This window comes from Bradyrhizobium sp. 191 (assembly GCF_023100985.1).
Lineage (GTDB): Bacteria > Pseudomonadota > Alphaproteobacteria > Rhizobiales > Xanthobacteraceae > Bradyrhizobium > Bradyrhizobium diversitatis.
Window position 1 is genome coordinate 3072783 of record NZ_CP064692.1, and the last position, 13249, is coordinate 3086031.

Genomic DNA, 13249 nt, shown 5'->3' on the forward strand with positions numbered 1-13249 from the left:
CAAATCGTTGGCTTGGAAATCCCCAAGTTTCGCCCATTACCGTCCTTCTCGAAGCTTGGCCGAGAAGTGCTGGGCGACACCGTCGTCGCCCGACCTCGTATTTTCTCAGTGCACCGATGAGACAAGAAACCGCGGCGAAACTCTCGTGGCCGGTAGTGGCTATCCTGTCAGCGTGATCCGACCGTCCTTCAGCCGATGCCGACTGGCTTGGGCCAAATTGACCGTATTCCGCACAAAATCGAGCCGCGCGATCCCAGCGTGGTAGGCTCGGAACGCCTCGCTCAAGGCGTCATCCGTCACCTCAGGCGAGACTTGATCATCCTTGCCTGTCGTGAGCGGCACATCATCGAGCGACAGGCCGCGCCCGCAGAGAAACGTCGTCACGATGACCTCGAAGGTCATTGGCGGACGGTGATCCATATGCGCCTCGTCCCGCGCGATGCGTTCGCCCGTAACGGCACAGGAAACCAGACCGTCAGAACCGCTACGGATAGCGAAGAAATTATCGCGGGCCTTGTAGAGATCGAAGCGCACCGTACGTCGAAAGGCTTGGGCGACCTCCTGCTTACGGCTTGGTGGTCGCTGGGAGATGCAGTGTGGATAGGAGAAATCCGTGCCGCTGCCATCCCTGCGGATGATCCGGAAGCATTGCGTCCCATGCTCGGTCATCATGACTTGGAAATGGCTGACGCCACAGCCCACCTTGGTGACATATTCAGTGTGGCGTTCGAGAAGGGCCGCAACGTCGAGGCCATCCTCGTCACTCACCCGCTCTCCGGGCCGGTAGCGGTTAAGCATGGCCTTGAAGAAAGCCGTGGCGTCGCCTTGCTTTTCGAAGCAGCGCGTCGCCAGCTCCACGGGTTTTGAACGCCCTCCCATCAAGCCACCCCTGCCGGTACTACCGCAAACTCGAACTGCGCCTCGCAACCATCATGCGCGCATACTGGCTTTTTGAGAGTAAAAGGCCTCTGGAACTTTCTCCGGCTGCACTTCTTGCAGGCGAACTGGCTGCGGAAAGCCTTGAACTCCTCCCAGCGCGCCTTCTCGTCGCCTATCGAGCCGTCGCCATAAAGCCCGTCCTGGAAGTGACTGCCAAAATTCTCGATCTCGCCCTTCACCAAGCTGTCGAGGAAGCGGTTGTTGACCCCCGGCACCAGCGCAGGCGCGAGCTTGGCATCCTTGAGCAGGCCGGCAAGCGCAGAGGCCAACTCGCTCCGTTCGTAAGAATAGGCCCTCTCCAGCGGCCGGATCCGCACACTGACCCCGAAATCCCGACAGACGCCGAGAAGCCATTCTTCCTCGGCTTGGCGCATCTCGTTGGCCGCCGACTGGCCCGCAGCCCAACGCGCCTCGATCATCTCGTCGCTGACCTTGTGGTCGGCGAAACGCGGCCCATAGGCCGGATCGAGGCCAATGATCCGGGTGAAGTGCCACACCTTTGCCTCGAGCTGGTCCTTCAAATAGTTGAAGAACCGCTCGTCGTGGGTGGCAATCAGGATTTGGCTGCCACCGAACATGGTGGCGATGAGCCCTGCAATGGTGCGCCGATGATCGGCATCGTAGGAGGTAACGATGTCATCCAGCGCGATGATGGGGGCGCCGACGTTAAACTGCTGGATCGCCGCCATCCGCAACGCCAGCGCCACCGAATGGATCTGTGAGTCGCTCAAATAGCCGCCCGGTTGCACGCCAGTGCGATTCTTGGCGAAATCGATCAGGAGGTTGAGCCGCTGCTGGTTCGTCTCGTGTTCCGCCGGCAGCTCCAACCGGATTGGCGCGGCGCCAGCGCCCTGGATCAGCTCGTAGATGTCGTTCATCGGCGTCTGAAGCTTGTCGAGCAGGGCCTGCACCTTCTTGCGGTTCTCGGCCGAGACTATCGTCGCCTGCGCCGTCAAGGCGTCGGAGAGTGTCCCCAGCTGAGCTCGCGTCCGCAGGGCGAGGTCCCGCTCGCTCTGTAGCTCCAGCAACTGATCGATCTTCGTCTTGGCCCTGATATAGGTGTGGTCGCCTTGCTTCGACTCGATGTCGACGATGGCCTGATCGAGCGCAGCGAGCAGCTTGGCGATCGATGCAACGATATCGGCCGAGGCCGGCACGCCAGCCTGAGGCCAGCCGGCTATGCCGGCTTGATACGCGATGAGATCGGCTTTCAGTTCCGATTCATCGTCGCCGACGAGGCCAATAAGCCCCGGCAACGCCGCCACCAACTGGGTATGAGCTTTGGTCGCGGCAGTCTTGGCCGCGTCGAGCACCTTCTTGGCGGCTGCATAATCGGCCAGCTCTTCCAGATGCTTGGCGATATGCCCCCGGATCGCCTCGGCGCTGCCCGCCGCCGTCTCAGCTACGGGCGTTTCACAGACCGGGCATACAGCAGGGGCTGGTGCACCTTCGGCGAAAAGCGGCTCTGCGGCTTTCCACAAAGCCTGAAACATGGTGCTCGCCGCCTTGCCGCGCTCTTCCGCTTCCTCCGTGACCGCGGCCGACAGCGCCCCCACGGCCGCATCAAAGGTCGGAATCGCGCCGCTGGCGACGGTCTCGCCGCTCTCCGCGTCCGTTACTTCCGTCCACGCGGCGGCCGCCGCATTGCGGATCTGACGCAGGCCTGCAAGCCCGATCTTGTTCTCTTCGGCCTTAGCGCGCGCTTCCAGCTCGAGATAGGCCGGATCGCCAGCCGTCAGCGCCGCCAGCACCAGCGCCGCGTCGAGTGGAGCCAAGACCGACATGTTGGCGTAAGCAAGTATCGCCGCCGAATCCCAGGCTTTCACCACCTGGGCCGTCTCCCTAGCAAGCTGGGTGTCTACACGCTGCAATGCCGTCCCGTCCTCCGAGGCCGCCTTCACCTGCGTGCGCAGCGCGCGAATATTCTTCTGCACCTCGACCAGCGGGCCGAGCTGCAGCCAATTGGCGACATCCGTGTAGCGCTGTTCGGGCGTATGAATTTCGACGAAGGTGCGCAGCGTGTGCCCGCGGATGATTGGTGGCACCGCGAGGCAGGCGTTCACAGTCGTGGCCACTGCCGGCATCGGCCGCTTCGCCCCTATCGCCGATCGGCTGCCGTTGGTGGCATCCCTGCCCGAAACGACGCCAATCGTGACCGCCGGAGCGATCTTCGCCTCCTCCGCCAGATTGTGCGCCAGTGCGACCGGCCCGGCCTGGTTGTTGATAGTGCGCAGCCCGAGCCTTTCGAGTGTGCCATCCTTGGAGAACATGAATTCCAGCGCATCGATAACACTGGACTTGCCGCTTCCGTTCGGCGCGAAGATCGCCAGACAGCGCTTCTTGCTGAAATCGAATGTCTTCGGTTGGAGATACGCGCGGAACCCGGAAAGCTCCAAGGACTGAAGGAAGTAAGAGTCAGCCATTGGCCACCTCCGGCTTCGCAGGATTGGCACGTTCGCCTGCGAGTTTCAGGACGGCGTCCTTGGCCTGAGCGACGGCGTTCTGCGCGGGCACCGCTTTCAGGATGTGCGTCTTCAGGATATCCGCCAAGCCGGCATCGACACCCTCCCTCTGCGTCAAGCCTTCTCCCAATGTCGCAAGAAATGCCTCGGGCGACTCTATAGGCTCTACTTCACTTTCCACGCGCTTATCCCCTATTGTCTGCTCCTGAGGCACGAGACTGCCGCAGAAAAATGGCACTTCCTTTAAATCTACTAGGGTCTGTTTGGATTCATCTTGAGTTTGTCACGGCGGCGGTCAGATTGATCATTGCTTCGAAGCTCAAATCGGTTTTGTCGGCGCGCATGGCGATCCGCTTGAATTCCTTGAGCTTGCAGAAGAAATTTTCGATCAGATGCCGCCATTTGTACATTTCCTTGTCGATGGCGAGAGGCTTGGCGCGACGTGGGTGCTGGGAAATGACCACCTTGGCGCCGCGCTTGTCGAGGTCGGCGATGATGGCATTGCTGTCGAACGCCTTGTCTGCGATCAGCGCATCGAAGGCCAGCCCTTCGATAAGCGGCGAGACGCCGACCGTGTCGAAGCGCTGGCCGGGCAGCAGCACGAAACGCACGAGATTACCGAGCGCGTCGGTAAGTGCCAGGATTTTGGTGGTCATACCGCCTTTCGAGCGGCCGATGGCTTGGTTTTGCGTCCCCCTTTTGCGCCCTGTCCGTGGCGGTGGACTTTGACGATGGTGGCATCGACCATGACGTATTCCATGTCCGGCTCGTCCGAGACCGCATCGAACAGACGCTTCCAGACACCTGCCTTCGCCCAGTCGCGGAAACGCGTGTATACGGTTATCCAGTTGCCGAAGGCGCGCGGCAGATCGCGCCATGGGCTGCCTGTCCGGGCGATCCACAAGACTGCTTCGACAAATAGCCGGTTGTTCTTGCCGCTCCGGCCGGGATCAGCCGGCTTGCCAAGACAATGTGGTTCCATCTTCGCCCATTGGGCGTCAGTCAAAACGAATCGGTTCATCCCAAGCTTGAATCACAGCCAAGCCCAAATGAGAATCCTGAATCCAAACAGGCCCTTAGCTTAGGGAATTCTTTTGCGGGCGGAGACTATCCTGTACCAGGAGCCCAAAACCGCGACACGCTTCCGCTGCTGCGCTGCGCGATTCGGCTGATTCGTCTTTCTCGGAAGACCGACCAATGGTCACCCCAATCCAGACTATGGCGACCATCGCAAGCAGGGGAGCGATGAGTCTGCAACCCGTGCGATCGATCGCAGAATCTTCATGACGTAGCTCCCGGCTGCCCGACATTGGCCGATGAAGAGAGAATCAGCGACTTTGTCGGAGAATAGGCCGTGTGCTGATTCGGTGCACGTCGCGCACTCGCGTAATGATGCACGATAACTGCGCCACAGCGGGTGTGCGGGTCGAAATCATGCGTCGGGTGAGCTCGCGGTCATCAAGGCGCTTGAGACCGCCTGGCTGTCGCCGCTTGCCGACAACATGCGAACGGTGTTCGCCTATCTGCGCGACAACATCTCCTCGGCGAAGTTTGTCGACCCCTCCAACACCAACAACATAATTTCGGACGATCTCACCGTTGCCGAGAAGCAGGCGATCAAGAAGGCGGCCACGCCGGTGCTCGCGGCGCCCTATTGGCGGGATATCGTCGTATGAGCGTCTGGTCGCTCGAAAAGCTCCTGGCCGGCCTTCACGGGGAGATTTCGCTGCGGCTTGAGCGCAGCCGTTCCGCGCTTGGCCATCCCGGTCGCTAAGGGCGATGCCACCGAGGGTATCTGGATTGAGTTGCTGAAAAACTATCTGCCGGAACGCTATCGCGTCGACAGGGCTTTCGTCATCGACAGCACCGATACTGCAAGCCAGCAAATCGATATCGTCATATACGATCACTAGTATACCCCGCTCATTTTCAAGCAAGACGGCACGCTGGTGATCCCGGCCGAAAGCGTCTACGCCGTCTTCGAAGCCAAGCAGTCAATCGATGCGCCTCAGGTCGAATACGCCGCGCACAAAATCGCGAGCGTCCGGGCCCTACACCGGACGAGCCTGCCGATACCCTCGGCCAGCGGCTTGCAACCGGCCAAGACACCCGGAGTCATTCTTGGCGGCCTGCTCACACTCGACAGCGAGTGGAATCCCCCACTGGGCGATCCGCTGCTAAAGGCGCTGACGGCAGCTGATGCGCTCGCGTCCCTGGATTTGGGATGCGTGGCCGCGCACGGGATCTTTATGAAGCCAAATCGCGGCCACATGATCGAAGCTGACAAACGCGCGGCAACGGCGTTCTTGTTGGAGCTGATCGCGATGTTGCAGACCATCGCGACAGTGCCGATGATCGATGTGCGGGCCTCCGGCGGCCTTGGACAGATAGAGTTCAACCGACTGGAGCAGGTCGATGACGTCGGCGGGTCCCATAAAATCGAAGAGGACAGCCCCGCCAAGGCCGGGCGTGATTTCGTAGGTGACGCCAGCAGGGCTGTTCGCTGTCGCATCGCGATTGTGCGCCGGATACTGCACCAAACGATGCTGACCATCTCTCGTAATGTTAAAGCGGTTACCGTGAGCAACACCGTTGCGGAGGTGGTACACCAGTTCCAAAATCGGTGCTCGGTCGAAATACTTGTGCGCCGACAACTCGTCGCCCAGGGTGAGCAGCGCGCCCATGGCCCACGACCTCAATATCTCGCTTTGTATGCCGTGATCTTCGCGGAAGAGATCAAGATAGAAGCGTAAATCCAAAGTGTGAGATGTGCCATCCTTACGCTTTATCTCCCCGACGGGGTCCCGTCCAAATTCCTCCGCCGGCGGGAGCGAGTTTATCGACTGCGGGTTTGCGGCGACATACTGAGCGACGAGGAATGCGTAGTATCCTAGAGCCAGCTGGCCAGCCGTTCGACTGACTGCAAGCATGTCAGAGGTTTTGGACGGCATATCACCCCTGCGAAGTCATACTAGAGCCGGGATCTCGGAAGAGTCCCCGACCAGCTAGCGGCAAGCTGCTGCGACTGTCAGGCCGCTGCGTCGTTCGTCCCGCGCGACCAACCAGCTCGATCAGTCTGTCGAAGTGCTCCAAAGGCGTGTGGGCTAGGCTCGGGGCTGCTCGGCGCCCCAATTTCTGATGCGAGCTGCTGCGATCGATCGAGAGATGCAGGATGACGTGGTGGTTCGGGCAGAGCCATTCGTGCTCATGATCGGGCGCAACGAAACCAAGGTCAAATTGCTCGTTCAGAGGTATGACGTGGTGTGCCTGCGTGATTGGTCCAAAACCACCGCAGACATAGCAGGCCTTGCGAGGCCCTGGCTGAAACGTCAATCGCGCGGAAGCGATCCAGGCGCTCTTCCGTGCGGAGTATTGTGCAATCAACCTCTGCTTCAAGACACTCATCCTTGCCGCCAGCATGGCGCGCCGAGATGGATTCGGAATCTCCCGGGCTCGCGCGACCCAGTCCTCGAACGTCTCGTCGGCTTGGAACGGGAAGCTGCCGGAGACCCCCTCCTTGAGCGCCACAACGAAGGCAGCGCGGGTAATCCGCTGCATGGTTGGTATCCTCCACCGGCGTGGAAGATACAGAAGTCCCGCTGATTCGATTAGGCGGGGGCAGAAACTGAATGACGCCAGGCGACACTCTGGTTTGTCCGTTGGCGTCGGTCACCAGGATTGGTACGCCCGGGTGGTACGCCCCGCTTGGTCCGTGGACTTGCATTACCTTCGGGGCAAGCCTTTCGAGGCCTGGTCGAGCACAGCTCCCGGGCCTCTTTTCATTCTAACCCTTTGATCTTCCGTGAAACCTCCAGCGACCTCAAGGATTATATGTCCACAGCTACGCGGCGCAGTTCCCAAACTTCGCGTCTTTGTGTAGGCTTCCCCCGGGGAATCGGGAACCAGCTGAGGGGGCAGTCGTCTGACTGGCATTACTAACCGTGAGCTTGTTTAGCAAATGGACACGACCGGTCCGGCTGCCGGCGTTCCCTGAGCCCGGCTCGTGTTCGGAAAGAACACGGTCAGCCAGAAGGCCTTCCCTGGCGAGGTGGTGCAGGCCCAGTTTTTCCCATCCCAGCATCCCGGACACGACCAAATCACGACCCGCCTGGCGCCTCCGCTCGACGCATTTCTGATCCGCTTTCCGAAGGTCCACCGCGTCGAGAGCCCCTTGCCCGTCCTGACCTGCGTCGATCCCGACGATTACAAGGAATCGACGTCCCCCTTTGAACTGACTTGGGACCGGCTTGGCGCCCTGGAGACCTGGGCCGATAGCCCTGAAAAGGTGCTGGAGTCCTGGCGAAACCGCTTCATTTTCGCCGTCGAGGATCTCGACCACGGCCATCCCGGTTTGCGTCTGCCGCAGATCGGCGCCCTGCACGCCATTGCGGCGCACTTCTCAGTGGGCAAGGAGTTTGAGCCTGCGACCATTGTCCTCCCCACCGGTACGGGGAAAACCGAGACCATGCTTGCCGACCTCGTGTACCGACGCGAGCGCAAAATGCTCGTCCTGGTGCCAAGTTCGATCCTGCGAAACCAGATCGGCGCCAAGTTCTCGACCCTGGGCGTGTTGCCGGCCGCTGGCGCCATACCCGTTGAACTCGCTCGGCCGTTCGTGGCTAAGATTACGAAGGGCATCAGCACGGTGGGCCACGCCGAGGCCATCGTGAATGCATCAAACGTCATCATCGCCACTCCCGACATCCTGAAGGCATCGGCCCCCGACGCGCTGCGCCGGCTGCTGGAAGGCTGTTCGATCCTGGTCGTCGATGAAGCCCATCACATCACCGCGGCGACCTGGAGCGAGGTGCGGGAGCGCTTCACAGCGAAAAAGATCATCCAGTTCACCGCAACACCATTCCGTCGCGATGAAAGGAAGGTCGACGGCAAGATCATTTTCAATTTCAAGCTCGGCGATGCGCAGGAGACAGGCTACTACCGGCCCATCAACCTCAGGAGCGTCGAAGAGTATGGCGACCAGTCGACTCGCGATCAGAGATCGTCGCTGAAGCCGTCGCCGTCCTGAGACGCGACCGGAACGAGCTGGGCCTGGACCACCTGCTGATGGCGCGGACCCGGACCAAGGAACGCGCTGAGGAGGTGTGGAAGCATTACCGCAAGCTCGCACCGGAAATGAAGCCCGTGCTGGTCTATTCGGGCCCTGGCCGCAAGACGGGGAACGCAAAGTCGATGGCGCAGCTCTACGACCGGGGCGTAAACGGGACCAGGATCGTCGTCTGCGTCGACATGCTGGGCGAAGGCGTTGACCTTCCAAACCTGAAGATTGCGGCCTTGCACGATACGCACAAGTCCTTGGCCGTCACGCTGCAGTTCATTGGCCGCATCACCCGCAAAGGCGACGACAAGACGATCGGTGAGGCCACCGTTGTCACGCCGATCAACGGCGCAAATGCGCGCGGAACGGTGGTGTATGCACTCACTACGGCGGCCGTATATGATCCTATGACGAAGAAGGCCGCGCCTGCGAAGTTGGCGATGCCGGCGAATGCGAGCTGCAAGTTGAGCGCGATGCAGGCAGTCGAGAAGATTGCGACGGTTGCTAGCATCAGAAGCGCGTAGTGATCGGCGTGAAACAGGCCGATCAGGATCAACGCACACAGCAATGCCATGCCATTGGCAACGCCTCGATAGTCACCGCAGGTGGCGGCGATCTCCCGGCCGATCTGCGTTCGATCCGCCACTCCAAACGCCAGAATGAAGGCCGCGAGCAAGGCGAGAACTACGGGCTGGGATTCGGCGTGCATCATCAGGCCGCCGCCGGAAAACAGAAGCGCCACCACGGCTGCGACGAGGGCGCGCGGATGACGACGAATCCGCGGAACGGAGAGCGAGGGAGCCGGGCTTGAAAGGCTGCTCATGTCACACCCGGTCGCTGCGCTGTTCTGCAATCATTCCTGTCGGGAACAACGCAATCAGGATGATGATGACGGCAAAGGCCGCGACATCGCGATAAGCGCTCGAGATCGGCATCGCCACCACGACCAGCGTCTGCACGCCGGCGAATAGAAATCCCCCGATAATCGGCCCCCATCAGGCTTCCAAGACCGCCCACCACGGCCGAGGCGAATCCGATGATGCCGAGCAGAACGCCAATGTTGAAGCTGATCTCGCGGTAATACAGCCCGAGCATGCAGCCGGCAAAAGCGGCGATCCCCGATCCCAATGTGAAGGTCCCCAGCACCACGCGCTGCTGGTCGATGCCTGCAAGGCGTGCAACCTCGTCATCCTGGGCCACGGCGCGGATCGAGAGCCCGAACCGGGTGCGGGTCACCAACAGATGCGTTCCCACCACCAGCAGCAGTCCGGCGCACACGATGATCACACTGTCGATACCCACACTGAAGGAGCCGGCCTTGATCATGCCGCTCGGCAACAAAGCCGGAAACGGCTTCGGGTTGCCGCCGTTGGGCACGCCAAGCCGGATGGCCTCGCGCAGCACGGTGCCGGCCATCAGGGTCGCGAGCAGCACATTGATGCTGGGGGCGCCGCGCAAGGGGATCACAAGAACCCTCCCGATCACGATGCCCGCGAGCGCCCCGGCGCCGACTGCAGCCGACAAACCGGCGAGCAAGGCCAGCGCAGGAGGCAGCGCAAAGAGAGCTCCCGAAAGGCCGGCGGCTCCCAAGGCTGAGAAACTTCCCAGCGTCACGACGTCACCGTGCGAGAACTTGATGACGTTGAGCACCCCAAAGAACAGCGAAAATCCAACGGCGATCATTGAGTAGATCACGCCCAGCATGAGGCCGTTGAATACCTGCTGCGCTACGATTCCGAGGTCCATCAATGTCTCCGCGCGCTAGGGCGACGCATGACGTCTTGGTCAGTTAAGGCGGAGTTTTCGTTTGCCGGCGGAATATTCGCTATCCGGCCAGTAGACCCATTTACCATCCTGGGCGACATAGACGTTGGCCCTCAGAATGTTCTGCCTGTGGTCGTCGAAATTGATCTCGCCGACCAGCGACTTGTATGCCTTGGTCGTATTGAGCAGGTCCTTGACCTTGGCCCGGTCGGGGCCAACCTTCTCGATCGCATCCATGATCAGATTGGCGGCGGAGTAGGCGAAGGGGCCATAGGCGTCCGGGTCCTCGCGAAAGCCCGCCTTGGCGTATGCGTCGAGAAACGCTTGGCCCTGCTCATATTTGCTGATGGGAGCGCCGTTGTGGAAGGAAATCGTTCCTTCCGCCGCGGCACCTGCGCCTTCCAGGAAGCCCGCGTTCATTATGCCGGAGACGCCCGCAAGCTGGGCGGTGACACCGACCCGATCCATTTGAGCCCGCAATCGGACGCCGAGCGGCGTCAGGCCGCCCACCATGATCAGGTCCGGCTTGAGCTCCTTGATCTTGGTGAGCTCAGCCGTGAAGTCCTGCTGATCCGGGCTGACCGGAAAAGTCGCGACGATCTCGCCGCCGGCCAACTTGAGATATTCGCTGAAATATTTGTTCTGTCCCTTGCCGTAGTCGGTGGTGTCGTGAACGACAACGTATTTCAGGAACCCCTGCTTGGTGAGGAACTCCGCTGCGAGCTTGCCTTCATTGATCATCGTCCCGTTGACGCGATGAATTTCGTGGTAGTCGTTGCCATAGGTGATCTCGGGCAGGATGGCGCCCCACACCACGACCGGCAATCCGAACCGGGCATAGGTATCAACCGTCGCGATGCCTACGGCCGAGCAATAGTGGGTCACACCGGCGATGATGCTACGATCCGATGCAGCCTTGGTTGCGACCTGGATGCCGATATTCGGCTTGCATTCGTCATCGAAGGTGACGAGCTCGTAAGTATACTTTGCCGCGGGGTCGGCGTTTCGCAATTGCACGGCCAATTGCGTGGAGTTGCGGCCCCCGATGCCGGGAGCTGAATTCCCACCCGACAATGGTCCAATAAACGCAAGCTTTACGGTCTCCTTGGCCAAGACCGGAACTGTTCCGGTCGCTCCTGCGACCAGCGCGCCGCATGTCAGCAGCAACAATTTAGTTATCAGCTTCATTGGAAATGCCCTCCCTCGCTCACAAAACTGTATCCATCCCGGGCAGGCGAGGCAGTGCGAATCTTCGCAAACGGGCGTGCGCAACAGAGCACGAGCAGGTGCACCGGCGTTGGTCGCCTACAATCGAAACAGATTGCTGCTGCTTTGAGCATCGGGCTGCCTTCGACGAAGCAGATGCGGGTCTCAAAAAAACACCCCGTTGCAATCAGCAACGGGGTGACTGCGTCGCAGGACATCTGCGACAAGTCGAGGGAGGAATTGTTCGCAGTCACGACAGCCAGGGGCTCATCGCAGACGTCGAACGAATCCCTCATACCATCTTCGCGGCAAATTCCCGCCGGGTGTTCGTGCAAAGGGTCTTGCACGAACACCTCGATGGCAGTTGGCGGCTTCCCGGCTCATGCGGTCTGGCGGCCGGCTGCCGGTGTCGTGCCGAATTCACTTGAAAGGTCGACTGCGACAGCCTTGGGCAGGCAAAGGATATTGACCGCCGCCGTCATGAGTGCGATCGCGATCGGATAGATCAGGCCGGCGTAGATGTTGCCAGTGTAGCTGACGAGCGAGAGGCTGATCAGCGGAACGAAGCCGCCGAATATCCCAGTGCCGATGTGATAGGGAAGCGACAGCGAGGTATATCGCAGCCGCGCCGGAAAGAGCTCGACGAGAAACGCGGCATTCGGTCCATAGACCAGCGCTACGAAGATGAGTTGCGCCAGGATAAGCGCCGTGACGACCACGTAATTGTGCGCAGCCGTGGCGCTCGCAATCCCCATGTAGATGGGAACGTAGAGCGCGGCGGCGAGCAGCAGTCCGGTGACGATCAGCGGACGGCGTCCGATACGGTCTGACAAGGCCCCGCTCACGACGATCAGCGGCGTGCCGATGGCTAGAGCAACGGCGACGCAGACATTCGCCGTCAGGAAGTCCACCTTGAGAACGCTCTGCAGGAAATACAGCGCGTAGAATTGCCCGGTGTACCACACGCATCCCAGACCCGCCGTCGCGCCGAAGAGAGCATAGAGCGCATAACCCAATCCTTGTCTCGTGCCGAAACTTTCGCGAACCGGCGCGCGCGAGACCGTGCCGGCCTGGCGCATCTGCTCGAAAACAGGCGACTCGCTGAGCTTGAGGCGAAGATAGATCGAAATCACGACGAGAAGTGCAGACAGCAAGAACGGGATACGCCATCCCCAAGCACGGAATGCTTCCTCCCCGAGCGATAGCCGACACGCCAGCACGACCAGAATTGCAACAAAGAAGCCCAAGGTGGCGGTGGTCTGGATGAAGCTAGTGAAGAAGCCACGACGGTTTGCCGGTGCATGCTCAGCCACATAGATGGCAGCGCCACCGTACTCGCCGCCGATGGCCAAGCCCTGTACCAGTCGGAGCACGACCAGCGCGACAGGTGCGGCAAAGCCGATACTTGCATATGTCGGCAAAAGACCGACCGCGGTGGTCGCAATTCCCATTAAGATAAGAGTCAGCAGAAAGGTGTGCTTGCGTCCCAATCGGTCGCCAAGACTTCCGAACAGGATGGCACCGAATGGCCGGATGACAAATCCGGTAGCAAAGGTTGCAACGCTGATCAGGACGGCGGCGGTGGGATCGTTGGCGGGATAAAAAAGGGTCGAAAAGAACACGGCAAGGCTTCCATAGAGATAGAAGTCATACCACTCGATAATCGTGCCCGCACTTGAGGCAAGCACCACCGTCCAGATTCCCAGGTTCGGGGCGTCCGCTTTAGGTTCGCTCATCATATCTCTCCTTCGGCCTTGTTGGGCACGTGTTTTCGCGGGCGCGTGCGCCGCAGCGCACGCGCCGTTTCCACCCGGCACTAGGT

The 13249-nt window shown here is 60.5% G+C and carries 12 protein-coding genes and 1 pseudogene; 5 read left to right on the plus strand and 8 right to left on the minus strand.

Features of this window, described 5'->3' with window-relative positions; all coding sequences use genetic code 11:
- Nucleotides 1-159: 159 nt before the first annotated feature.
- The 4 genes from IVB23_RS14115 to IVB23_RS14130 all read right to left on the minus strand — a co-directional run bounded on the left by IVB23_RS14115 (nt 160) and on the right by IVB23_RS14130 (nt 4422).
- Nucleotides 160-858 (minus strand): DCL family protein, encoded by a 699-nt coding sequence (locus IVB23_RS14115; RefSeq protein WP_247803938.1) that lies wholly within the window; start codon nt 856-858, stop codon nt 160-162.
- Nucleotides 859-878: 20 nt separating this feature from the next.
- Entirely contained in the window at nt 879-3362 is a 2484-nt protein-coding gene (locus IVB23_RS14120) for an AAA family ATPase (RefSeq protein ID WP_247803939.1), read from the minus strand.
- Nucleotides 3355-3519 (minus strand): hypothetical protein, encoded by a 165-nt coding sequence (locus IVB23_RS14125; protein ID WP_247803940.1) that lies wholly within the window; start codon nt 3517-3519, stop codon nt 3355-3357. The genes IVB23_RS14120 and IVB23_RS14125 overlap by 8 nt, the downstream gene beginning before the upstream one ends.
- Nucleotides 3520-3670: 151 nt before the next feature.
- Nucleotides 3671-4422, minus strand: a protein-coding gene (locus IVB23_RS14130; RefSeq protein ID WP_247800519.1) for an IS5 family transposase whose coding sequence is annotated in 2 segments (ribosomal slippage) — nt 3671-4092 and nt 4092-4422 — 753 coding nt in all. Because the reading frame shifts where the segments join, the coding sequence is not laid out codon by codon here.
- A gap of 481 nt (nt 4423-4903) precedes the next feature.
- Here IVB23_RS14130 and IVB23_RS14135 point away from each other — a divergent pair.
- Both IVB23_RS14135 and IVB23_RS14140 read left to right on the plus strand, forming a co-directional pair.
- The gene (locus IVB23_RS14135) at nt 4904-5077 is read left to right on the plus strand and encodes a hypothetical protein (RefSeq protein WP_247320970.1); all 174 of its coding nucleotides are present in this window, start codon (nt 4904-4906) and stop codon (nt 5075-5077) included.
- Nucleotides 5074-5776, plus strand: a pseudogene (locus tag IVB23_RS14140) (DUF6602 domain-containing protein); the annotation flags it as partial. The gene IVB23_RS14135 and the pseudogene IVB23_RS14140, both read left to right, overlap by 4 nt.
- A 577-nt stretch (nt 5777-6353) precedes the next feature.
- Here the strand turns inward: IVB23_RS14140 and IVB23_RS14145 are convergent.
- Nucleotides 6354-6959, minus strand: a complete 606-nt coding sequence (locus IVB23_RS14145; protein WP_247803941.1) for a hypothetical protein — start codon at nt 6957-6959, stop codon at nt 6354-6356.
- Between the two features lie 445 nt (nt 6960-7404).
- Between IVB23_RS14145 and IVB23_RS14150 the strand changes: the two genes are divergently transcribed.
- From IVB23_RS14150 to IVB23_RS14160, 3 genes are read left to right on the plus strand one after another with little or no spacing between them, the layout of a single operon-like run.
- Nucleotides 7405-8427: a DEAD/DEAH box helicase family protein gene (locus tag IVB23_RS14150; protein WP_247320972.1), complete on the plus strand. Its 1023-nt coding sequence runs from the start codon at nt 7405-7407 to the stop codon at nt 8425-8427.
- A gap of 38 nt (nt 8428-8465) precedes the next feature.
- Complete coding sequence (locus tag IVB23_RS14155) at nt 8466-8981, plus strand: helicase-related protein (protein ID WP_247803942.1); 516 nt, start codon at nt 8466-8468, stop codon at nt 8979-8981.
- Nucleotides 8981-9268, plus strand: coding sequence for a hypothetical protein (locus tag IVB23_RS14160; protein WP_247803943.1), 288 nt, complete (start codon nt 8981-8983; stop codon nt 9266-9268). Before IVB23_RS14155 ends, IVB23_RS14160 begins: the two co-directional genes overlap by 1 nt.
- A gap of 8 nt (nt 9269-9276) precedes the next feature.
- Here IVB23_RS14160 and IVB23_RS14165 read toward each other — a convergent pair whose 3' ends face one another.
- From IVB23_RS14165 to IVB23_RS14175, 3 genes are all read right to left on the minus strand, one after another.
- Nucleotides 9277-10203 carry a branched-chain amino acid ABC transporter permease gene (locus IVB23_RS14165; RefSeq protein ID WP_247320978.1) on the minus strand — a complete coding sequence of 309 codons (927 nt, stop codon included), beginning with the start codon at nt 10201-10203 and terminating at the stop codon, nt 9277-9279.
- A 39-nt stretch (nt 10204-10242) separates the two neighbouring features.
- Complete coding sequence (locus IVB23_RS14170) at nt 10243-11409, minus strand: branched-chain amino acid ABC transporter substrate-binding protein (protein WP_247803944.1); 1167 nt, start codon at nt 11407-11409, stop codon at nt 10243-10245.
- Nucleotides 11410-11807: 398 nt separating this feature from the next.
- Entirely contained in the window at nt 11808-13163 is a 1356-nt protein-coding gene (locus IVB23_RS14175) for an MFS transporter (protein ID WP_247803945.1), read from the minus strand.
- Nucleotides 13164-13249: the final 86 nt, after the last annotated feature.